The following is a 22799-nucleotide window of genomic DNA, read 5'->3' as shown; positions in this document are numbered from 1 at the left end:
CACAGAAGGAGCTGCATTATGTCGAACACAATAGAACATGTAATTATTATCGGAGCAGGCATCGGAGGATTATCGGCTGCGATTTCGTTACAGAAAATAGGGCTTCAGGTTACTTTATGCGAAGGCAATGCTCATGATGCACCTGCGGGTACAGGGATTACACAACCTCAGAATACGTTTAAAGTATTGAAGGATCTAGGTGTATATGAAGAATGTCTGGAGCAAGGCATACAATTAGAAAGTATGCAGATTTTGAACAAAGAAGGACATGTCCTGCTAGAAGTAAATCAAAAGTTTCTAAATGAAGATTTACCTGGACGTAACTCGATCTGGCGTTCTACATTAAATCAGATTTTGTTATCCAAAGCGCTAGCACTTGGAGTTACGATGAAATGGGATAAAAAGCTGAAAACATATGAAGAACACGAACATGGAGTCACTGTTTATTTTGAAGATGATACGATTTTAGAAGCGGATCTACTTGTAGGCTTTGACGGGATTCGTTCGAAAGTGCGTAATATTATGCTTCAACGTGAGGTTCAGTCGTCTTATCTAGGGATGGGTTCATGGCGTGTGCCGATTGAATTTCCTGCCGGTACATTGACGACAACGAGTTATATGTTACTAAATGAAGACAATAAAGTAGGTATTTTTCCGCTGACAGCTACCAGTGGTTATATGTTTATCCTGAAGCCTGTTCACGAAGACTATCGTGATCCAAAAGAACAGCGTTATCACACTGTGCGCCATATGTTGGAACCTTTTCAATGGAAAAAAGATTTCCTGAACAGTTGTTTCCAACCTGACAGTCCTATTCTATTTAATATGATTCGTCAGATTGTGCTGAAAGAAAAATGGTATAGCCAGCGTGTTGTCATCGGTGGCGATGCTGCTCATGCGAGTGCTCCGAATCTGGCACAAGGTGCAGCGATGGCGATAGAAGACGCGATTGTATTAGCAGAAGAGATTGCTCAACATCACTCTTTATCAGAAGCTCTATCTGCTTATTATGATCGAAGATATCCAAGAGCACGAGAAGTGCAACGGTTATCGGAAGAACTGTTAATCAACGAAATGTCTGGCAAATCTTCTCAACAAGAGATTATCCAGCAGTGTGATGCTTTATTGGAAAAAGCGTATTAAGTACTAATACAACTGTATTACTATCTATCATTACTATCAACCACTGATAATAGATCAATCAAAAAGTGCCTTTGCGGGCACTTTTTTATTTGTCTTTTTTTGGTGCAAATTTATTCGTATCATCTGCCCTATAGATCAGATTCCTCTATAAATATAATCCCATTTTTTGTCACGTTTACAAAGTAGATGTATGAAATTGGAAAAGGATGTATAAAGTTCAGAGCATAATTAGTCGAAGAAGTAGATAAGGGACTATCTACAATGATCGGATGCTACATATATAAATATAGCTAAAGAAAAAGGAGCCTACCGATGAGAAAGTATAACAAACATGAAGAAGGCTTTACCTTGATTGAAGTGATGGCGGCTATTGTAATTTTGGCGATTGTTTCGTTGGTGTTAATGTCTTATTTTAGTGATTCCTTATCGTACGCCAAAAGCAATGCCAATAAAACAGTAATGGTGAATCTTGCTCGTAATGCACTGGTATATGCAGAGAAGCAAGATTTTGATACATGGAAAACGTATTTTCAATCCAATGCTAGTATTGATAGCCAAAAGTGCGAATCAATCAGCAATTGTAGTATCTATGCTTCACTGGTAGAACAACCTGCTGTCCTGGCGGCTGTATTGAATCCTGTTGTGAATGGAGTGCAGTATCGGGTAGCGATTAAATATCAGAAAGATTTACTGCAATCCTCTACGGGCACGACTGCAACGATCAAAGGGCAAGAGTCTCCCTATCTGCTTCCGATTCAGATTAGCATACATGGAATAGAAGAAAAGTCAGGGCAGGTGGGAACGATTGTGGAGGGGTATATCACTGATGAAAAAATTCGTTGATCGCTTACGTCGGCAAGATGGATTTACGTTAGTCGAAATGCTGCCTACATTGCTTTTGTTAGCTATGGTCATGAGTATGGTCTATGGAGTGGCTCATTTTGGAATGCGTAGTTATAACCAGATCAAAGTCGAAAATTCGTTGCGGGATGAAGGCGATATATTGATGTCTTCGATTATTACCGAACTGTATACTTTTTCACCAGATCGTGTTCGTCAATTAACAGTCAATGGCAAAAATATAGGGATTCGCTTAGAACGTGATCCAGCGATAGCCAGTGGCTCAACAGGAACGATCGAAGTATTAAATATTTATATGCAGGCAGGTTCGCTATATATCGGTGCCTTGCAGAGCGTAAGTAGTTCATCAACCGTTACTTCGATTGTGCAGCCCAAAGATCAGGTAAGAGCGATACAGTCTCAATTGGAGAATAGTTCATCGATTCAGATTCAATCGGATGGACGAACAGTCTATACGAGCGGCATTATTCAGATCAAGTTAGCACTTTCTCAGAAAGTACAAGGTCAAAATAAAAGTCTGGTGCTTGAAAGCAATTTTGGATTTTGATGATAGATATTCAGATGTTTAATTTGGATATTGGAAAAGGAGGTTATCCATGTCTATATTGCAAAAATGGAAACGCAACATTCAGTTACTGCTAACCCATCCCGATCGCAACAGGGTATGCCATTCTGTTAAACAGGAACAAGGATCAGCACTGGTAATGGTGATGTTTGTTGTACTGATATTAACGGTGTTAGGACTGGCTGTACTAAGTGCAACAGTAGGAGGAGCCAAACGTACAGAAACACGTGAAAATGATGTACAAAGTCTGCATCTGGCGCAGAAGTCACTGGATGAGACGGTTGCTTATATTACAGCTCAATTGGATCAAAAGCGAAATATTGATCCGGTTAGTCTGGATGCCGATATTTTGAATATTACACAACAGGTTCAGAATCAGATCAATACCGATATTAAGACAAGTACTGATCTACAAGCATCAGGAGCAGGCCCGTCACAAGCCAGACTGATGTCTATTGTATACAAAGGCCCGGAGAAAGGAACCACTTCACAGCTTACACGCTATGCACTGACTTTAACAGCTCAAGCTAATGTGAATGGAGTCATTCGCACACTGGTGCAAGAAGTGAATATTGATACGTTCCCAGAATTTCTAAGTTATGCGCTAGGATCAGAACATAATCTGATTCTGAATGGAGCGCCCAATGTTATCGGTAATATCTATGCAGGAAATAGTTTGCTTACCAGTCGTACCGCTCGCTACACGTACAAAGCAGCTAATCATACGCAATCTACTCAATATCCTCATCTGAACGGTGATGCTTATGTACAATCATTAGATGCGATTCAAGAGGAAAAAGTCATGAATCAGTACACACCTATCAATATGGATGCTACACTTGCCAACGATAGTCTAGGACGAGTACTGGGTATTTCACTAGAACAAGTGAATATCAAAAACAAAAAGAAATTTGTACAGGTCAATATGGATCAGACATTTATAGATAAAATAGCTGAAGCAGTCTCGGTGAATCGTAATGATATTCAGACGATGTATAACAGTTCCAATCAGAATCCGGCTCAACTGATGACAGATGTCGCCAAACGCTACGGGATCAAGCAATTGACCTTGCCTACGAAGCCAGCTACTCCTGTTCGTCCGGCAGTGGGTGCTCCATCTACCGAGTGGGATCAATACAATGCGGCTGTTGCCGCTATGCAGTCTTATGAAGAACAGATGGCAAAGCTCAAAGTTACACTCGCTACTCTTGATCAATCTGTGGTGTTCAACGGTGATCTGGAACTGGATGGTGTTACATTTAACCAATTGAATTATGCACAAAAAGCAGGTAAATGGTTTTTGCTTAATGGAAGTTTGACGATTGATAATTACCAGCAAAGTTCGATCAATATACGTGCTAATATGCTTACCGCAGGCAATGTGACGATACATGGAGAAGCTGATTTGGATGCAACGATCTATGTGATGAAAACACCAAGCACTGCGACAGACTACACAACGGTATTGCAAGATGCCACGATCAAAGGTCTGAATGGGAAAGAGGTCGTTTTATTATCAAAAGGTGGTATTTTGCTCAATCGTATTGAAGCATTCAGCAGTACACCGACAACGATAAAAGGATTCTTTTATACCGAAGCGGCAGCCGATTTGTACGGTGTAGGCTCGGTATTCTGGTTAGACGGTGGCTTTTTTGCTAAAGGCGATCTGACAGTCAATGCAGTCGTTGGTGATGCTGTAGGAGGCGCTAGTGATATTGAAGTTAATCCTTCTTCGAATGTAGGTAGTCGCTTCCGGGTCACGTATAACGAAAGTGTCTATGCAGATCAACAAGCAGGCTTACCACGCATTCAGCAGGTGAATGTACGTGTAGGCAAGTTAGAACTGAAATAAATATCGTTATGTTAAATCAGTCTCTAGCTCTCCAAAGATAAGATATGATTAATACAACAAAAGGCACTTATGATCTGATATCAGATCGTAAGTGCCTTTTTCGTATCGTTATATGATTATCACATGTAGAAATGAATTAGTAGCGGTCACCATTGGTATTTTTGGCGAGTACTTTAATCGTCACCGTTGCTCGAATAGATGCTTGATCGGTATAGATCACAGTTGCTTCAGCGGTTCCTTTACGAATTCCTTTCACAATACCATCTTTGGTTACAGTGATATTGTCTGTATTGGTTGTACTCCATTGCAGTGCATTTTGCAGAGCATTCGTTAAGTCGACATTCGCAGGGGTGAAGAACAAGACCGAATTCAGATTCATCGAATCGCCTTCCCAAATCTGAATTTCACTTGGCAGTCGTAAACCGGTTAGCACAGGTATGACGTCTACATTTAATTGCGCTTGTTTCCCGCCTCCGCTAACTACGACCGTCACTGTTCCTTTTTGTATCCCTGTAACAACTGCTGTACTGCCTGTTCCTACAATCGTAGCATAACTGCTTTGAATAGGATCAGCGAATGACCATTTGAAATCAGGTATATCTGCATCTGCTGGTGTTAATATCGCTTGTAATTTAATACTTTCACTAATATTAACTTTGTTCGCTCCGATAATAGATAGCCCTTGTACTGGTTGTACGACTTGTATTTGTTTTTTTACTTCAATACCACCAGCATTGACGACAACAGTCACTGTTCCTTTTTGCTTACCTGTAATAACAGCAGTATCTCCTGTGCCTGATGTGATACCAGCCAGAGTAGAACTGGTTGGACTTTCAAATGACCAGCTATACTTCGGTGTATCTGCATTCGCTGGAGAAATAATCGCTTGTAAATTGATTGTAGAACCTACAGCTACCGTATCAGGCCCTTGAATCGTTACTTTCTCGACCGGTCTGGTGATTAGAATAGGATGTTCGCTAGTATAGGTACGACTTGGTGCACCGTTAGTCGTCACTGTAGCAACAAGAGTGACGGTACCCGAATCATATCCGCGAACGACTACTTTCCAAGGATCGAGTAGTGTAGGTGTCAGTGTAGCTTTGTCTTTATCAGTTGCATTTTTAAATGACCATGTCACGGTTGCTTTAGGATTAGCAGGGACGAGAATCGCTTGCAATGTAGTGTTATCGCCTACTTTGAGCTGATCTGCTCCGACAATCGACACGCCGGGATTGGTAACGACTACTGTCGCTGTTGTTGATACATTGCTACCATCTGTTGCTGTAATCGTAATATGAGCAGTTCCTGGTGAAACGGCTGTAATGGTTCCATTTTCACCTGTAGGTGTTACGGTTAGAACAGCAGGATTGTCCGATTTCCATTGTAATATTTTATTGTTAGCATCAGCAGGTAAAACGATAGGAATTAATGTCTTCTGATCGCCTACCCATAATGTGTCATTAGGCAATTGCAAGCTGGTAATACGGGCAACAGACGAGAAAATAATATCTGGAAACACAATAGTAACTCGTTCTGTCGGTGGAGGAGTAGGCACTTGAATATCGCCTGCAAATGGATACAGGGAAGCACTACGCGCTGAACCTGTTAATGATCCTCCGATCAGTGTTCCTTTAATATCTCCACTGAATGTAACTGCTGCTCGTGGAGCAAGTACGGTACCCTGGACACTACTATTTCCTAGATTAAGAGCAGTCGCGCCACTAAAGTTCAATAATACTTGCTTCGGATTAACGCCACTGCTCAATGTTAATCCTCCAGTCATACTTACAACCGTTCCATCAATATTGACCAGTACAGTTGAACCTGCAGGCACATTGATATTAAATGAACTGGCTTTGCTTACTGCTGCACCAGAGACATTGAATACATTGGTGGTAGGATCTGTACCTGTTAAAGTAATTGCCCCTGACGTTTCTACTTTGGTTGTGCCATTAGCAGTCACAGTAGCTAGCCGATCTGTTTTTTTGAGTAATTGTGCACTAGCGGCATCGAAGTCAATCGGAGTACCTTTTACTGTTTTGATATAGAAAGGACTGATTACAGTTCCTCCATAGACAGCATTACCATAATTGATCGTTCCACCTACTAGACCCAAGTTTAAATTTTTACCTGCTACCAATACGCCTGTTCCAGCAGCCGCCGAAGTAAGCTTGGTTCCGATATTGAAGCCACTAGAGAGTGTAACTGTACCGGCGCCAGCAACACGACCTTCTGTTGAAAATCCAGAAGCATTCATATTGATATCGCCAAGCATAAAGATATTATAATCTCCAGCTGTTCCAAGATCGCCGATATTTTCAAAAGCATTATGAATATCTGCATACTCGAGCTTTGCATTAACCAGATTATACGTTCCCTGACTAACCGGAGTCAGTGCTATAGAGAATGTAAGCGGATCTGGATTATCCGGTGTATACGATTGAACATTATTTTTGGTTGTCAGACTGTATGGAATGTCTGTTAATGTCTTTTTCAAAGTATAACCTGTTGCTACTGTGCCTTCTTTGGTGATTCCTTCTGGTAGATTACCGACAATCTCAAGGTTAGGTGGAAGCTTCTCTGTATATTGAATATTAGAAATAAGAAGCTTACTGAATCCTTGTTCTTGTGTATTCACTGTTTTGAAATCGATCGGTTGTGGAGTGACCGAATACTGTAACGTCAGCGGAGTGTTGCGCTGAATGGTTCCATTTTGTACACCAGACACAATTTTGCGATCGGTTAATAGATTGGCACGAGCTTGTTCAATATTCAAAGTAGTGGTCTGCGTAGACACAGCCCCTTGTTTATCCCGAACGGTCACTTCGATCTGTAGTGTACCGCCTTGTGGCAAAGGATTGTTAAACGTTTCGGTAACATTTTGACCGGATAAGACTGTTTTTTCGGGAATTTCAAGGTCAGGCAAGTACACACCGCCTGATTTGAATTTGACACTGGCATATAAATTACGATCTTTCAGATCCAGATCATTTGGAATATAACTCAGTACAAGGTCTTTTAGATAAGAAGGCTTGGTGCTCTGATCGGTTGGTGCATTGATTGTAATATAAGGAGCATGGTTAGAACCGATAAATGCTCGGTATAACGTATTTACAAATAATTTCTGCTCCCATTGCGGGAATTTACTATTGGTATGTCCTGTACCTGAATAAGTTACATTTCCTTTGGAATACGTATAGTAATGATTCCAGCTATCCGCGGCATCACGACTACTACCAATAATGTTGTACCATGACACCACATCTGGATCTTCCAAATTCAGCGTATAGTACTGATCATGGGTAAGATTGATTTGCCCTACATATCCACCGGTATTCGTCGGAGCTTGACTCAGATCGAAAGGAAATTGAGTCAATAACCCATCATTAACAACGGCTGTACTGGAAGAAGCAGAGACTGCGTTCAAGCCAATATTCGTTTTTGGAGCAATCTGACCGGAGCTAGGCTGGAAGTAGCTTAACCATCGATTAGAATTGGTATTACTTTTATCATAAATCGTATCATGCGTGAACATTACGCCCTGACCGGAAGCGATAAATTTCTGTACCGCTGTAGCAGATGCATCGGTTAACGGAGCGAATTGATTGTATTCATCACGAAAACCAAACACAAGCATATCGTACGTTCCGTTGAGCGTGCTATATACAGCCGGAGTATTAAAATCACTGAAAGATTTGACGGTAATATTCAGGTTGTAATCATTTCCCATCAGATAACTTTGCGTCATATTCGCTGTATTTAACAAACTACTAGCAGTGCCATCAGACGGCAGGATTTGTAATACACGTACCACTGTTTTTTCATCCTGATAGCGAATAATGCCTGTTGTATAGTTTTTCAGTTGTCCGCTACTTTGGCGATCTACAATTTCAAGCTTCCAGTATAGTAGACCTGAATATGCTTTGGGTAACTTGTATTGTAATGTTCCATTCGATTGAGTAAGCGAAGTGGTCGCTACCAGTTGATCTCTACCCATCGTAATCACTTTATCGATTCCTAGATACAGATTCGCTTCAACTCCACCACTACTAAAATCAGATATACGATCAACGTTAAATGCAAAACTAATCGTATCCCCTTGTTTGTATACATTAGTCTTATTCACAGAATAATCTATCGGAGCAGCTGTAACCGTAAACTGAGGACGCTGCATCAGTAAGCTACTAATAGTAGAACTTGAATTTTTCATCTGTGTTACCAGTGCTGTTAAGCCGTTATCATCGACAAAAAACACATTGCTTACTTTGGAAGCCGCCTGATTGTATTTGGCAAATGTATCATACAAAATCCGTTGATCAGCTGTTGCTTTGGAAGTATTGGCTGTCTGACTCAAAATAGACGTATGCAAAATAACCGGTAATCCTTTGTTGATATAACTATTGACAATATCATCTGCTTTGAGATGTGTAATATCGTTCATCACAGGAGTGGTATTGTGATTATTTCCTTGAACGCCTGTTGTACTGTATATTCCTTTACCAATATAGATTGCATCATATCTACCATCTAACTCTTCGCGTTGAGCCACGAACTCTTTCATACGAATCGAGCGCACTGTGAAATTAGAAACGTTAGCCAACTGGCTTTTTAAAGTCGACGTGCCATCATCACTGATTTCTAAAATTCGCACAGGATATGCAGCCGCTGCGCCTACAATCATATGGGTGATCGGTATAATCATCAGGCATAAAAGTACGATAACTAAAGGAATCCAGCGCTTTCTCATCTTCATATATAATTTCTCCTTAATATTTTTGTTTCGCTATATAACAAATTTTGTAAAAGTGTCCGATAAAAGTGAAGTAACTGATATCTATATCGGTTGATGATGTTAATTCACAAAGGCATTTCACTCAATTTGTTGTTCCTAATCGCATCTATTTTACAAACAGGTATATAGAGACTCATCAGTACGTCATCATCATGGCTATGGAGTTGAAATGAATGAAAATGCTGAAAAAAAAATTAGGCGATCTTTTATTTGAAAGTGGTCTAATTTCGCAAGAACAATTGCAACAAGCCCTAACAGAACAAAATAAATCCAAACGCAAGCTTGGGGATGTACTAATAGCGCAAGGATTTATCACAGAGCAACAATTAATTGAAGTGTTAGAACTTCAATTAGGTATTCCTCATGTGAGTCTTTTTAAATATCAGATCGATCCGGCAATCACACAGATTATTCCGGAAAGTATGGCCAAGCGTTATCAGGTACTTCCATTTATGAAAGATGGCAGTAAATTAACAGTAGCAATGGTTGATCCACTGGATTACTTTGCAATCGAAGATTTGCGGATGACGACTGGATTTCGGATTGAACCAGCTATTTCTAGTCGGGATGAATTACAGCGCGCGATTGCTCATTATTATGGGTTGCGTGATTCGATGAGTCTGATGATGGGCGAGTTGCCCAGTCAAGATGAGATCGAAGAAACCGAAATTACCGATGAAGCTTCGCCTATTGTACGTCTGGTCAATCAGATGATTCAGCAAGCTGTTCATTTGAAAGCTTCAGATATTCATGTAGACCCTGGTGAAAATGATGTAGTCATTCGTTACCGTATCGATGGAGTGTTACGCACAGAGCGTCATTTACCGAAACAAATGCAAGGATTTATAACCGCTCGTCTGAAAATTATGGCGAAATTAAATATTGCTGAACGTCGTCTGCCACAAGATGGACGAATAAAGCTACAGTTTGATCTGAAGATGGTCGATATTAGGGTATCTTCATTACCAACGATGCATGGAGAGAAAATAGTTCTTCGTCTGTTGGATTTAAGTACAGGTGTAAAGCCTGTAGAACAATTAGGATTTGATCGTAAAAATGCAGTCTGGTTCCGCGAAATGATTGAACAGCCTTACGGTATCTTGTTAATCACAGGCCCTACAGGTAGCGGAAAAACAACGACACTGTACTCGGCGCTTAATCTATTGAATACCGAAAGTGCCAATGTCATCACGATCGAAGATCCGGTGGAATATCAATTAGAAGGTGTCAATCAAGTACAGGTCAATCCGGGAATCGGCTTAACGTTTGCATCAGGATTACGTTCGATTTTGAGACAAGATCCTAATATCGTTATGGTCGGAGAAATACGTGATGATGAGACTGCTGAAATTGCTGTACGTGCTTCTTTAACAGGTCATCTGGTGTTATCAACGATTCATACGAATGATGCAGTAAGCACAGTGATGCGTCTACGTGATATGGGCATTGAACCGTATCTGATCGCTTCTTCACTGATCGGGATTGTCGCTCAGCGCTTAGTACGTCGTATCTGTTCGGATTGCAAAGAATCATATCCACCGACAGATCAAGAAAAGATTGTGCTAGAAAGTCATGGATTAGATGTACAGGTTCTACATCGTGGCAAAGGTTGTGGTAACTGTAATAACACCGGTTATCGCGGACGTGTAGCGATTCAAGAAGTTCTCAAAATTGATAAAACGTTGCGCCGTATCATTACAGAAGGAGCAGCTATCGAAGAAATTAGAAATGCGGCTAAAGATCAAGAGATGGTAACTCTTATGAATGATGGATTGCACAAAGTTATAGAAGGTATAACGACTGTTCAAGAAGTTATGCGTGAAACGGTTGCTTATTAATTAGCCAATCCCAATACATCACAACATCATATTCCAGTCAGAGGGGGGAAGAAATGAATGGCTCATATCGGTCTGAATATCAAGGAGTTACTTGGTAACATGCGAGATGCAGAAGCTTCTGATCTGCATGTATCGACCGGATCAGCGCCTATTATGCGGGTTCACGGTATGTTGCATACAGGCAAAGGAGCACTTCTTACTGCTAGTGATACAGAAGAAATGGCTCGAATGTTATTGCGAGACGATCAATGGGCTATTTTTCATCAAGCAGGCGAGTTGGATTTTGCTTATATGCTAGAAAATGGATCACGTTATCGGATCAATGTATTTCGGCAAAAAGGTCATATCAGTATTGCCGCAAGAGCGATCTCTGATCGTATTCCTACATTAGAATCGCTAGGATTACCTACGATGCTCAAAGGATTAACCGAAAAGCCACAAGGATTAGTATTAGTCACAGGCCCTACAGGTAGTGGTAAATCTTCTACACTGGCGGCAATGATTGGATATATCAATACACATCAGCGCAAGCATATTGTCACGTTAGAAGATCCTATTGAGTATTTGCATGAACATGGATATTCACTGGTAAATCAACGGGAAGTGGGTCATGATACAGCAAGTTTTGCCAACGGAATTCGGGCAGCTTTACGACAAGATCCTGATGTATTACTGGTAGGGGAAATGCGAGATTTGGATACAATCTCTGCTGCTGTAACCGCGGCTGAAACAGGGCATCTTGTATTCGCAACTTTGCATACCAGTGATGCACCACAGACCGTTGATCGGATTATTGATGTCTTTCCTGCTCACCAGCAAGGACAGATACGAATCCAGTTAGCTTCTGTGTTAACAGCGATCATTTCACAACGATTATTACCTTTAGCTGATGGGCAAGGGCGAGTATGTGCGACTGAGATTCTAATCCAGACGCCTGCGATCGCCAATCTAATCCGAACCGAAAAAACACATCAGATCAAAAGTCTGATGCAGACAGGGCGAATGTTAGGCATGCACACACTGGATATGAATATTCGTGAACTGTTGCAACGTGGACAAATTTTGCCAGCGGTTGGTAAGCCATATCTTTCCGAGGTGAATGCATAATGGCTCAATTTGAATATCAAGTACGAACCAATAGTGGTAAGCAGCTTAAAGGCACTTTAAATGCTACTGACAAAACAGCGGCGATGGAAGAATTACGTAAGCGTGGCTTAACGGTATTCTCGCTTAATGAACAGCGTATGACGCTGTTTTCCAAAGAAATCTATATTGGTAGTCCGGTCAAAACGATTCATTTTATTATTTTCTGTCGGCAGTTCTCCACCTTGATTCGTGCAGGAGTTACGATTCTAGATGCTACTCGAATACTAGCCGAACAGACCGAAAGTAAAGTGTTACGCAAAACATTGCAAGATGTATATGCTAGCCTGATGCGAGGCATTGCCTTATCACAAGCGATGCAGGAACATCGCAAAGTATTTCCGGCACTCTTTATCAGCATGTTACGAGCTGGCGAAGAATCCGGTGATCTGGAAGGTACATTAGATCGCTTAGCAGTTTATTTTGAAAAGCGTCATGGTACACGAGAAAAGATCAAATCAGCATTAACGTATCCAGTAACAGTAGGGTTGCTTGCTGTTGCGGTAACGGTGTATCTGCTAGCCGCTATTATTCCACAGTTTGTCAATATGTTTGCGTCGATGAATGCACAGTTACCTGCGATTACGGTGATTGTGTTGTCATTAAGTAATAGTTTGCAAAAGCAGTGGTATATCTGGGTACTGGTACTTCTGCTTATGATCATTTCATATATTATTGTTCAGCGTTCGGAGCGAGGAGCGTATTGGATCGATTATGCCAAGCTCAAAGTGCCTATTTTCGGAAAGTTGAATCAAAAAGGGTCGATTGCTCAATTTGCCCGTACGTTTTCTTCATTATATGCAAGTTCTGTACCTATTCTACAAGCCCTTTCGATTGTAGAAGAAGTAGCTGGTAACAAAGTGATCGAAGGGTATTTACGTCAGGCAGGGGACTCGTTACGCAAAGGAAATCCATTGTCTGAACCGCTCAAAAAAGCATGGGTATTTCCACCAATGGTTACACAAATGATCGCAATCGGGGAAGAAACAGGTGCTCTGGATCAGATGCTTGGTAAAGTAGCCGATTTTTATGAGATGGATGTCGATAATACGGTAGATCGGTTAAAGTCATTGCTTGAGCCGTTATTGATTACTTTTTTATCCGCTATTGTTGGTATTATTGTCGCTGCAATTATGTTGCCGATGTTTAGTCTATATAACAATTTGTAAGAAATGGCATCAAGGAATAACACTACATTTAATTAACTGGAGGAATTCAAAATGATGAGCAAAGTGATGAAACGTATGGGTAAAGAGGAAAAAGGGTTTACATTGATCGAGTTACTAGCAGTTATCGTAATTATGGCTATTATCGCAGTTATCGCGATTCCAATGATTGGTAATGTTATTAATAAATCCAAAGCAAATGGTGATCTAGCGACAGCTTCACAAGTATACAATGCAGCTCGTCTATATGTGATTGGTGAAAAAAATGGTGATTTCACTACTGCTGCGAACAGAACAGTAACATTGGCTAATATGGTAGATGGCGGTTATTTAAATGCTGATACAAGTTTACCAAGTTCAAAAGCAAAATTAACAGCAGCTACTGTAATATTTACAGACAAGGGTGAACTTACCAGTGTTACGCTTGCACCTGTAGGACAAGGATCAAACAATGGAACATATACAGCAGCTCAAGTTCTTAGTGCGACTCCCGCAACTCCTGCAACTAATTAAATAAGATTTGGCTACTAATCAAATGAAGCATTAAATTATAAAATCTATCAAAAACCTACAAAAGATCGGAACCATGTTTCCGGTCTTTTTGAAATCATGAACAAGAAAGTAGATTAGATCACGATGGACATCATGTTATGGATTAATATCTATATTGTTGTACTAGGAATGGTATTAGGCTCCTTTTTTCATGTGGTCGCCTGGCGTGTACCCGAAGGGCAGTCGATTATCCATCCTCCATCCAGTTGCTCGCATTGCCAGCATCGCTTAACAGCACTCGATATGATTCCTGTGCTCAGTTATATCGGTACAAGAGGACGATGCCGGCATTGTGCAACACGTATATCGATTCAATATCCTATTGGTGAAGCGATAACCGGCCTATTATTTTTATGGATATTTCTGCATTTTGGCTGGACAAGTGATACAGTAGTCGGTTGGTTATTGGTTAGCTTGTCGGTCATTATTACATTGTCTGATCTGCAAGTGATGAAGATTCCGAATAAAGTGTTACTGTTTTTTGCCCCTATTTTTCTAATCCTTATTGCATGGTTACCAGATGCGATTAGTCTAGGTTCCCATCTAGGTGGAGCAATAGCAGGCGGAGGTATATTATTGCTGATTGCTTTTATCAGTCGCGGTGGCATGGGGATGGGCGATGTAAAGCTTTTTGCTTTGTATGGATGGGTTATCGGATTGGCTAATGTGTGTCTTGCTCTTTTTATAGCGTGTTTACTTGGCACACTGATCGGGATTGGATTAAGACTACTTGGTAAAGTAGACAAGCAACAACCGATTCCATTCGGGCCTTTTTTAGCCGCCGGGACATTAATTTCTTTTGTATACGGATCACAGATCATTGATGCATATCTTTCGCTTATTGGTTAGGAGGAGAGTAGTTCCTATGTTTCAACGAAATTTACCTCATGTCGGCTTATCGCTGGAACAGACAGAGATTCGCTATGTATCGTTAAAAAAGAAAAAACAATGGGAATTGGAAAAGAAAAAGTTTTTGCCGATCCCTTCAGGTATTATTGTTGAAAATCAGATCGTAGATACAGAAAGTATGAATCATTTATTGCGCAAATGGGTGACCGAGGAAGGGTTAAAAGGAGAATCGGTAACACTTTCGATTCCGCCTTCTCGTATTCTGGTTCGTGCGATGAGTATTCCGAGTACCAATAGTAAGCAAGTCAGTCAATTGGTAGAACTTGAAGTCGAGACCGGATTGCATTTACCTTTCGAAAATCCAGTCTACGATTATATTGTGACATCGATTGATGAAGAACATACACACTTGCTTGTATTTGCTGCGCCAAGTCAGTTAATTAAAGACTATATTAGTCTTTTGGGCGATGTTGGGATCAAAGTAGCAGCTGTAGAATTATCGGCTACAGCATTAGCTAGAACGATTGTGACCGAGCATGGACGCTCTTTTTCCAATACGATGTTGATTCATCTTACAGATCATCTGCTAGATATTTATATGTTCCGCAGTGGACAACCTGTGTTTATGCGTAGTATCGAGTCTTCTCGTGGGCTAGAGGATATGTCTGTTCTGGATGATCTGAACACTTCATTATCCCGTCAACAGATTGATGATATTATTCCTGAAATCTCGCGTATGTTGAACTTTTATCAATACAGTCTCCATGACGGCTCTGTGAAGATCGAAGAGATTTTTGTAACAGGATTACCACAAGAACGAGAACTGCTGGCACATGAACTGAGTCAATCGTTATCTGATATTCAAGTCGAAGCGGTTGAACTGGAAACGACGCAGCATGCATTTCAGACTGATCCTGATTTGAATAGCTATCGGGTAGCTGTAGGTGCCGCTCTTCGTAGAGAAGATACCAAACCTATCAATTTACTGCCTCAAGAAAAAAGAGAAAAACAGCAATTTTCATATTCGACTATAGGTTTAATAGCCCTATGGATACTTGCTATGTGCGGATCTATTTTTTATATGATTAGTCAAAATGGAACGATTACCGAACAAGAACGTGCGATACAACAATGGAGTGATCGCAATGCAATGGCACAGTTGGAATTGTCTAAATGGAACGGCAATGGATCATCAGGTGCTGCTAATCAGTCTGTAGTCGATGCTGTGATGAATTATCGTATAGATGTGGTTAGTATATTGGATTCATTGACCAAACAATTACCGAAAAGTGGGATGATTCGCGATATTTCTTATAATCGTAGTTCAAATCTATTAGTGACAGCAAGTATGCGTAACTTTAACGATGCGGCTAATTATTTGGTGAAGCTACGGAGTATGCCTTTTGTTCAAGCGGCTTCAGTCAACAAAGCGACCAAAGATAACTCGGTCGATTCAGCAGTACGACCAACCAAAGGACAAGCTTCCTTGTATCTAGTGATCTACACTATAGATCTCCAACAACCAAGTGTAACTAACGATACGTATGCGCCATCATCTACTGCTGGATCATCAGAGGAAGGAGGAGTATCCAATGGAACAGCTCAATAAATATCGTAATGTCATTTTATTAGGGATTATCTTGTTATTTGTGATTTTATTAGCTTTTTACATGTGGGTGCTCTATCCTTTATCTCAGAAATCCGAACAGTATGATGTTCAGCTTAATCAAATGCAACAAGAATACAACCTGATCCAGACCAAAATTGCTCAGTTAAAAGGTAGTCAGCCTACCGATGCACAACAGGCGATTCAAGCGGCTATTCCTGCTACAGTAGCAAGTGAGAAGTTATTAATTCAATTACAGCAAGTCGATCAGACCAGTTATGCTCGTATTACAGATATTGAATTTGTAAATGTAGATAACAATAACAGCGGTGACATAACAGCTGAGAATCTAGGCGTAAATGTAGGGCAGATTCGAATGAATGCTGAACTGGAAGGCGGATATACCGAGATTCGGGAATGGATGAATCAATTGCAAAAGCTTCCACGCTTAATTACGGTCGATTCATTTAGCTTCCAACAACCATATACACCTGGCAAATCAGGTCCGATTTTGACAGCAAATGTGTCATTTACAGCTTATTATAACTCGCCTTGATCTTATATTGGAAAAGAATAAATAGGTTCAATGATTATAATGAAAAACTCTAAGTAGATCATATGCTTGGAGTTTTTTTCTATGTATAGGCAGAACATTATCTTCTACATTAAAGTAAAGAGTTTGTAATTTTGGAAGTCATTATCTAGAATAGACTATACATTTGAAGAAAGGAATGTGGAATGAATTGAATAGTAAAGTGTCTGCAATCAAGGTATTAAAATGGTTATTTGCTGTATCTACTATAGTTTGTGCAATCATCGGTTTTATATTTCCTGCACGATCATTTATATTAGGGCTGGTATCACTTTCTTTGTCTCTTCATTTATTTTGTATGTGTATTGATGCACGCATGAATCCTAACTCCAAACAATCGTATTCGCCTATCCTTATGCTTATGATCGTAGGAATTATTAATTTTATTGTAAGTATAATCGTTCTTTCTACTTAGTAAGTGATGATCTAATGTAATTATGACTTCAAATAGACTATAGTAATACATAATTGATTGACTATTCATCCTATGGAGGTACTTATGATTCCTTTTGATCCTTTATCTCATCCTTATGCTTCAGAACGACAACCGGTCTATGCAAATAATGGCATGGTCGCTACTTCGCAACCGTTAGCAGCGCAAGCAGGATTAGATATTTTGAAAAAAGGTGGCAATGCGATTGATGCGGCAATTGCGACAGCCGCTTGCTTGACTGTTGTTGAACCAACATCTAACGGAATCGGAGGCGATGCTTTTGCAATCGTCTGGACGCAAGGCAAGTTACATGGGCTAAATGCTAATGGGCCTGCACCGCAAAGTATCTCTATTGAAGCGATTCAGCAAGCAGGGCATGAGAAAATCCCAACCCATGGCTGGATTCCAGTCACAGTGCCGGGAGCACCATCCGCATGGCAAGCATTATCGCAAAAATTCGGCAAATTGCCTTTAACCGAAGTGCTTCAACCCGCAATTGATTATGCAGAACAAGGATTTCCGGTATCCCCAACGTTAGGATATTACTGGAATCTGGCGTATGAACGTTTTGCTAACATATTGACAGAAGAGCAGTATCAGAACTGGTTTACAACGTTTGCTCCAAAAGGAAGAGCACCACGCATTGGTGAAATATGGCGTTCACCAGATCATGCAAAGACATTACGAAGTATTGCTGAGACAGGCGCAGAATCGTTTTATCGTGGTGAACTGGCAGAGCAGATCGATAATTATTCTCGTCAATATGGTGGATTTTTGCGTAAAGAAGACCTAGCGGCATATTATCCTGAATGGGTCGATCCGATCGGAGTCCATTACAAAGGTTATGAAGTCTGGGAGATTCCACCATCTGGTCAAGGATTGATTGCGTTGATGGCTCTTAATCTGCTAAATGGATATGGATTTGCAGGCAGAGATACAGTAGATACACATCATAAGCAGATGGAAGCGATGAAGTTAGCCTTTAGCGATGGACTCAAATACATTACTCAACACGATAAAATGACAACCAAATTAGAAGATTTGTTATCTGATCATTATGCAGAGGAACGGCGAGCATTGATCGGCGAACGTGCATTACAGCCTGAAGCAGGCAAGCCAAAATCAAGTGGAACGGTTTATCTAGCCACCGCAGATCATGAAGGCAATATGGTCTCATATATCCAAAGCAACTATATGGGATTTGGCTCAGGAATCGTGATTCCCGGTACAGGGATTGGACTACAAAATCGCGGACATTCTTTTTCACTTGATCCTACGCATGATAATCGCTTAGAACCGGGGAAAAAGACGTACCATACGATTATTCCAGGCTTTTTGACCAAAGACGGTCAGCCACTTGGTCCTTTTGGAGTGATGGGTGGATTTATGCAACCTCAAGGTCATGTGCAGGTGGTAATGAATATGATCGATTTCCATCTTCATCCGCAAGCAGCACTGGACGCTCCACGCTGGCAATGGGTAGAAGGCAAAGTGATCGAGATTGAACCGAATTTCCCTGAACATCTCGCTCAAAGTCTGATTCGCAAAGGACATCATATTGTACGTGCTAATAGTGTTGGTGGATTTGGACGTGGACAGATTATTTTGCGTGATCCCGAGACAGGTGTATTGATCGGTGGAACAGAGTGGCGTACCGATGGTACAATTGCGGCTTGGTAATACGATAGAGATCAAAAGCCACTATTCTATAAAGTGCAGAACAAGATCCTAACTGAAATAAATCTACATCGATCTAAAAAAAGCGCTTGATCCACAGGAAACAAGTGGAGATCAAGCGCTTTTGCATATTATTTACACACTTGAGGTTCGGGTTCGATATCTAGTATTTCCGATTCTTCTCTTTTACCGAACCAAGCTTCGACTTTGCGGATAAAAATAAATCCGATAATAACGAATAATGCTACAAATAATAATTTCAACGGTTGCTGGAAATAGCTAGCCCAATCGGCTCCGATAAATGAAATGATAAAGATCATCATGCCCCGACCCAGACCTGCGGCAATTACAAAAGAACGGAATTTGATGCCACTGAGTCCAGCAGCCACATGAAGCAATGTAAAAGGACCAAATGGTAACAAACTAAACATAAAAATATACATAAATCCGTTATTTTTCATCCAACGTATACTTTTTTGGACAGCTTTATTATGAGAAAAGCGATCGATATATTTGTAATGGGAAAGCTTACGCACTAACCAGAACATCAGAATAGCCCCACTCATTATACCGATCCAAGAGTACAATACACTCCACCATAATCCAAAAGCCGCCACATTAAGCCCGATCACAACAATAATAGGTAATAGAGGAATAAAAGAGATTAGAAAAGCGATCAATATACTAAACCATGGACCGAGAGCACGATATTGATCCATCAGATGATTGATATCACCTTCTTGGAGATAAGACATGAATTGTGCAATATCCATAGCCACGTTCCTTTCGTTCAATTGATTCTATATCTTTATTTACCCAATCATGCCTATAAATTCTCGGTTATTATGATCTTTATGTTATTTTTTACACTGGAATATATTATTGTTGTTCAGCAAGCTCATCCCGACGACCGAACCATGCTTCAATACTACGACTACAGATAAAGCAGATAATCACAAACAGCAACACCAACAACAGATTCCACGGATTCTCACGATAACGAGACAGATCGGCACCGATAAATGATACGGCGAACACCATAATCCCTCGTCCAAAAATAATCGCTATCATAAAAGAACGAAATCGTATCCCGCTTAGTCCAGCAGCCACATTTAACAATGTAAACGGACCTACAGGAAAAAGACTCAGTAAAAAAATATAATTAAAGCCATTATTTCGAATCCAACGTCTTGTAGTAACGACTTTGGGATTATGTACAATCCGTGACAGGTAGCGATGTTCTGACAACTTACGCACCAACCAGAATGCGGTCAGTGACCCTGCTGTAATACCAATCCACGAATATAGAAAACCGATCCATAACCCGTAAACAGCCGCATTTACACCCAGAATAACAATCGTAGGTAATGGAGGGATAAAGGATTTGAGAAAAGGCAATAACATACTAGCAAGCGGACCCAATGAACGATATTCACTCATCCAACTTTTCAAATTTTCTTCCGTCAAATAAGACAACCACTGCGAAATATCCATAACCTCTCTAAATCCTTTCTGTTAAGCGCTTGGCACTAAAAGCGCGACCTCATTCAATCAAAAGTGATTTTTGCAACGCAAAATATCTTACAATAAGCGCTTGGCATTAAAAGCGCGACCTCATTCAATCAAACATGATTTTTGCAACGCAAAATATCTTTCCATTCATTTCATTTTATTATAACGGATAGATTAGCAAAAAAGGCGAATGACAAACAGTTGTCGAATTATTTAACATTCAAGTTATTTTTCACCAATCGCTATTATTCTAACAAAGGAGCACACCCGAGCATTATGCATATCATTCTTCGTCTTTCTCGCAAAATGGTAAGAATGCGCAAATCGGTATTAGCGACAACTACATTATTATTTGTGTTATTGTCAGCCACGATAGCGTATATGATCGAACCGGATACATTTACTCACTGGTTTAACGCGTTGTACTGGGTATTGACCACAATGGCAACTGTGGGTTACGGCGATTATTTTATGAAAAGTATAGGTGGCAAAATATTTACTGTATTTTTGTATATTTTCGGTATTGGTCTACTAAGCTTAATCATTAGTAAGATTGTAGATTCGATGGGAGAATATAACCGAAGAAGAGGAGCAGGTAAATTGAAATATGTAGGGCAAGATCATATCATTATTATCAATTGGAGCAAAAAAGCACATTATGCAATCGATGAATTATTTGCCAGCAATCCAGAAATAGATATCGCAATTATCGACCAATTGGAAAAGCATCCATACGATCATCCACAAGTCCATTATGTCAATGGTGATCCAACCAAAGACGAGACATTACAACAAGCCGAGATCAGTACTGCGCGTGCGGCGATTATTTTTGCAGATTCCCGAATTGATGATGCTTCTTTGGTCGATGGCAAATCTTTGTTGGTCGCTTCCAGTATTGAACGATTAGCTTCCCATGTACATACTACTGTTGAAATTATGTTAGAAAATCATATCAAAAACTTCCATCATGTACATGTTAATGAATTTGTATTGTCTCATGATGCGATTTCACGACTAGCTGTTCGCTCTGCACTCAATGAAGGCAATAACGATGTATTAGCTCAATTGCTCAATCGTCAGTACGGCGAAGATATTTATCATATACCAACAGATGCAAGCTGGCATACGTATGGTGAAGCTTTTCAAGCACTGCTGTCTCAAGGAGCTACATTGATCAGTGATCGCAACGATATGACGATTAATCGTAAATTAACTGAACATATTCCAGCAGAAGCCAAATTATTTGTTATTTGTGATCCTGATACCCATACTCGTCTAATCAATAAATTCTAATAAAAAGCCTGTACATTACAATAGCCTGCGGTGTCAGCATGCTTCAAATTGGGCTATACTATAGTAGATATTATGATACAGTATCGCAAGACATCTTCATTTATTTTGTATGGCAAAGGAGTTCAAATCAAATGTCTAATTCTCATACATTCAAACCAGTACGAGTCAAACACCTTACAATCGGAGAAGGAAAGCCTAAGATTTGCGTGTCTTTAACAGGAAGTACCACTGAACAATTAGTAGAAGAAGCACATGCCCTCAAATTAGCTGATATTGATATGGTCGAATGGCGTGTCGATTTTTTTGAGCAAGTAGAGCAACTGGATATGGTCACTCATACACTGGAACGTATCCGTGATATTCTTCCATCGACTCCGCTTATTTTTACATTTCGTAGTGCCAAAGAAGGCGGGCAATATGAATTAAGCAGTAGTGATTATGTGGCATTGAATCAGGCGGTAGCTTCAACAGGTGAAGTGGATCTGATAGATGTAGAACTATTTAATGAAGCAACAGATATTGAACAATTGATTACAACAGCCCATCAACATGATACATTTGTGATTATTTCCAACCATGATTTTCATCAGACACCACCTAAAGAAGAAATCATCTCACGTCTATGTCGTGCCCAACAATTGGGTGCAGATATGACCAAAATCGCTGTTATGCCTCAAAGCAGTAGCGATGTGATCACTTTACTGGATGCAACCAATACAATGAAAGAACAACATGCTGATCGCCCGATGATTACAATGTCGATGGCAGGCAAAGGCATGATTAGCCGCTTAACAGGAGAATTATTCGGATCAGCTATTACATTCGGTGCTATCCAAAAATCATCTGCTCCCGGACAAGTACCTGTGTCTGAATTGAGAAGTATTTTGAATATGTTACATGCTAATTTATAAGTGAATATTGTAAA

The 22799-nt window shown here is 40.3% G+C and carries 17 protein-coding genes; 14 read left to right on the top strand and 3 right to left on the bottom strand.

The genetic code is table 11. The annotated features are described in order from the left end of the window. The first annotated feature begins 18 nt into the window (after positions 1–18). The 4 genes from PQ460_RS19685 to PQ460_RS19670 all read left to right on the top strand — a co-directional run bounded on the left by PQ460_RS19685 (position 19) and on the right by PQ460_RS19670 (position 4421). Positions 19–1143, top strand: a complete 1125-nt coding sequence (locus PQ460_RS19685) for an FAD-dependent monooxygenase (protein WP_274170882.1) — start codon at positions 19–21, stop codon at positions 1141–1143. Between the two features lie 312 nt (positions 1144–1455). Continuing rightward, positions 1456–1986 carry a type IV pilus modification PilV family protein gene (locus PQ460_RS19680; RefSeq protein ID WP_274170881.1) on the top strand — a complete coding sequence of 177 codons (531 nt, stop codon included), beginning with the start codon at positions 1456–1458 and terminating at the stop codon, positions 1984–1986. Continuing rightward, a complete protein-coding gene (locus PQ460_RS19675) occupies positions 1970–2551 on the top strand; it encodes a PulJ/GspJ family protein (protein WP_274170880.1) in 582 nt (193 codons plus the stop codon). The genes PQ460_RS19680 and PQ460_RS19675 overlap by 17 nt, the downstream gene beginning before the upstream one ends. Before the next feature lie 49 nt (positions 2552–2600). Continuing rightward, positions 2601–4421 carry a hypothetical protein gene (locus PQ460_RS19670; protein ID WP_274170879.1) on the top strand — a complete coding sequence of 607 codons (1821 nt, stop codon included), beginning with the start codon at positions 2601–2603 and terminating at the stop codon, positions 4419–4421. Between the two features lie 136 nt (positions 4422–4557). Here PQ460_RS19670 and PQ460_RS19665 read toward each other — a convergent pair whose 3' ends face one another. Next, the gene (locus tag PQ460_RS19665; protein ID WP_274170878.1) at positions 4558–9174 is read right to left on the bottom strand and encodes a DUF5057 domain-containing protein; all 4617 of its coding nucleotides are present in this window, start codon (positions 9172–9174) and stop codon (positions 4558–4560) included. A 212-nt stretch (positions 9175–9386) separates the two neighbouring features. Here PQ460_RS19665 and PQ460_RS19660 point away from each other — a divergent pair, with 212 nt between their 5' ends. The 8 genes from PQ460_RS19660 to PQ460_RS19625 all read left to right on the top strand — a co-directional run bounded on the left by PQ460_RS19660 (position 9387) and on the right by PQ460_RS19625 (position 19072). Beyond that, positions 9387–11051 carry a GspE/PulE family protein gene (locus PQ460_RS19660; protein WP_274170877.1) on the top strand — a complete coding sequence of 555 codons (1665 nt, stop codon included), beginning with the start codon at positions 9387–9389 and terminating at the stop codon, positions 11049–11051. 57 nt (positions 11052–11108) lie between these two features. Beyond that, positions 11109–12158: a type IV pilus twitching motility protein PilT gene (locus PQ460_RS19655; protein ID WP_274170876.1), complete on the top strand. Its 1050-nt coding sequence runs from the start codon at positions 11109–11111 to the stop codon at positions 12156–12158. Then, a complete protein-coding gene (locus PQ460_RS19650) occupies positions 12158–13363 on the top strand; it encodes a type II secretion system F family protein (protein WP_274170875.1) in 1206 nt (401 codons plus the stop codon). The genes PQ460_RS19655 and PQ460_RS19650 overlap by 1 nt, the downstream gene beginning before the upstream one ends. 51 nt (positions 13364–13414) lie before the next feature. Then, positions 13415–13873 carry a prepilin-type N-terminal cleavage/methylation domain-containing protein gene (locus PQ460_RS19645; protein ID WP_274170874.1) on the top strand — a complete coding sequence of 153 codons (459 nt, stop codon included), beginning with the start codon at positions 13415–13417 and terminating at the stop codon, positions 13871–13873. A 132-nt stretch (positions 13874–14005) separates the two neighbouring features. Continuing rightward, positions 14006–14761, top strand: a complete 756-nt coding sequence (locus PQ460_RS19640) for a prepilin peptidase (protein WP_274170873.1) — start codon at positions 14006–14008, stop codon at positions 14759–14761. 16 nt (positions 14762–14777) lie between these two features. After that, positions 14778–16370 carry a pilus assembly protein PilM gene (gene pilM / locus PQ460_RS19635; RefSeq protein WP_274170872.1) on the top strand — a complete coding sequence of 531 codons (1593 nt, stop codon included), beginning with the start codon at positions 14778–14780 and terminating at the stop codon, positions 16368–16370. Further along, positions 16354–16923 (top strand): type II secretion system protein GspM, encoded by a 570-nt coding sequence (gene gspM, locus PQ460_RS19630; RefSeq protein ID WP_274170871.1) that lies wholly within the window; start codon positions 16354–16356, stop codon positions 16921–16923. The genes pilM and gspM overlap by 17 nt, the downstream gene beginning before the upstream one ends. Positions 16924–17458: 535 nt before the next feature. Then, positions 17459–19072 (top strand): gamma-glutamyltransferase family protein, encoded by a 1614-nt coding sequence (locus PQ460_RS19625; RefSeq protein ID WP_274170870.1) that lies wholly within the window; start codon positions 17459–17461, stop codon positions 19070–19072. Between the two features lie 128 nt (positions 19073–19200). On the opposite strand, the gene PQ460_RS19620 is transcribed toward PQ460_RS19625, so the two are convergent. Together PQ460_RS19620 and PQ460_RS19615 are read right to left on the bottom strand one after the other, a co-directional pair. After that, entirely contained in the window at positions 19201–19842 is a 642-nt protein-coding gene (locus tag PQ460_RS19620) for a TVP38/TMEM64 family protein (RefSeq protein ID WP_274170869.1), read from the bottom strand. A 106-nt stretch (positions 19843–19948) separates the two neighbouring features. Then, positions 19949–20563, bottom strand: a complete 615-nt coding sequence (locus PQ460_RS19615; protein WP_274170868.1) for a TVP38/TMEM64 family protein — start codon at positions 20561–20563, stop codon at positions 19949–19951. 294 nt (positions 20564–20857) lie between these two features. Here PQ460_RS19615 and PQ460_RS19610 point away from each other — a divergent pair, with 294 nt between their 5' ends. Then, positions 20858–21874, top strand: a complete 1017-nt coding sequence (locus PQ460_RS19610) for a potassium channel family protein (RefSeq protein ID WP_274170867.1) — start codon at positions 20858–20860, stop codon at positions 21872–21874. Positions 21875–22005: 131 nt separating this feature from the next. Further along, positions 22006–22785 carry a type I 3-dehydroquinate dehydratase gene (gene aroD / locus PQ460_RS19605; protein ID WP_274170866.1) on the top strand — a complete coding sequence of 260 codons (780 nt, stop codon included), beginning with the start codon at positions 22006–22008 and terminating at the stop codon, positions 22783–22785. The last annotated feature ends 14 nt before the right edge of the window (positions 22786–22799 follow it).

Source organism: Paenibacillus sp. KACC 21273, from assembly GCF_028736095.1.
GTDB lineage: Bacteria > Bacillota > Bacilli > Paenibacillales > Paenibacillaceae > Saccharibacillus > Saccharibacillus kyungheensis.
The sequence above is the reverse complement of the archived record's forward strand: the minus strand, read 5'-3'. Positions and strand labels throughout refer to the sequence as shown.

Excerpts from the sequence above, each read along its gene's own strand:
- aroD (WP_274170866.1), top strand. The coding sequence starts at position 22,006 with ATGTCTAATTCTCATACATTCAAACCAGTACGAGTCAAACACCTTACA.
- PQ460_RS19650 (WP_274170875.1), top strand. The coding sequence starts at position 12,158 with ATGGCTCAATTTGAATATCAAGTACGAACCAATAGTGGTAAGCAGCTT.
- PQ460_RS19680 (WP_274170881.1), top strand. The coding sequence starts at position 1,456 with ATGAGAAAGTATAACAAACATGAAGAAGGCTTTACCTTGATTGAAGTG.
- pilM (WP_274170872.1), top strand. The coding sequence starts at position 14,778 with ATGTTTCAACGAAATTTACCTCATGTCGGCTTATCGCTGGAACAGACA.
- PQ460_RS19625 (WP_274170870.1), top strand. The coding sequence starts at position 17,459 with ATGATTCCTTTTGATCCTTTATCTCATCCTTATGCTTCAGAACGACAA.
- PQ460_RS19660 (WP_274170877.1), top strand. The coding sequence starts at position 9,387 with ATGAAAATGCTGAAAAAAAAATTAGGCGATCTTTTATTTGAAAGTGGT.
- PQ460_RS19670 (WP_274170879.1), top strand. The coding sequence starts at position 2,601 with ATGTCTATATTGCAAAAATGGAAACGCAACATTCAGTTACTGCTAACC.
- PQ460_RS19665 (WP_274170878.1), bottom strand. The coding sequence starts at position 9,174 with ATGAAGATGAGAAAGCGCTGGATTCCTTTAGTTATCGTACTTTTATGC.
- PQ460_RS19685 (WP_274170882.1), top strand. The coding sequence starts at position 19 with ATGTCGAACACAATAGAACATGTAATTATTATCGGAGCAGGCATCGGA.
- PQ460_RS19645 (WP_274170874.1), top strand. The coding sequence starts at position 13,415 with ATGATGAGCAAAGTGATGAAACGTATGGGTAAAGAGGAAAAAGGGTTT.
- PQ460_RS19655 (WP_274170876.1), top strand. The coding sequence starts at position 11,109 with ATGGCTCATATCGGTCTGAATATCAAGGAGTTACTTGGTAACATGCGA.
- PQ460_RS19620 (WP_274170869.1), bottom strand. The coding sequence starts at position 19,842 with ATGGATATTGCACAATTCATGTCTTATCTCCAAGAAGGTGATATCAAT.
- PQ460_RS19610 (WP_274170867.1), top strand. The coding sequence starts at position 20,858 with ATGCATATCATTCTTCGTCTTTCTCGCAAAATGGTAAGAATGCGCAAA.
- PQ460_RS19640 (WP_274170873.1), top strand. The coding sequence starts at position 14,006 with ATGTTATGGATTAATATCTATATTGTTGTACTAGGAATGGTATTAGGC.
- PQ460_RS19675 (WP_274170880.1), top strand. The coding sequence starts at position 1,970 with ATGAAAAAATTCGTTGATCGCTTACGTCGGCAAGATGGATTTACGTTA.
- gspM (WP_274170871.1), top strand. The coding sequence starts at position 16,354 with ATGGAACAGCTCAATAAATATCGTAATGTCATTTTATTAGGGATTATC.
- PQ460_RS19615 (WP_274170868.1), bottom strand. The coding sequence starts at position 20,563 with ATGGATATTTCGCAGTGGTTGTCTTATTTGACGGAAGAAAATTTGAAA.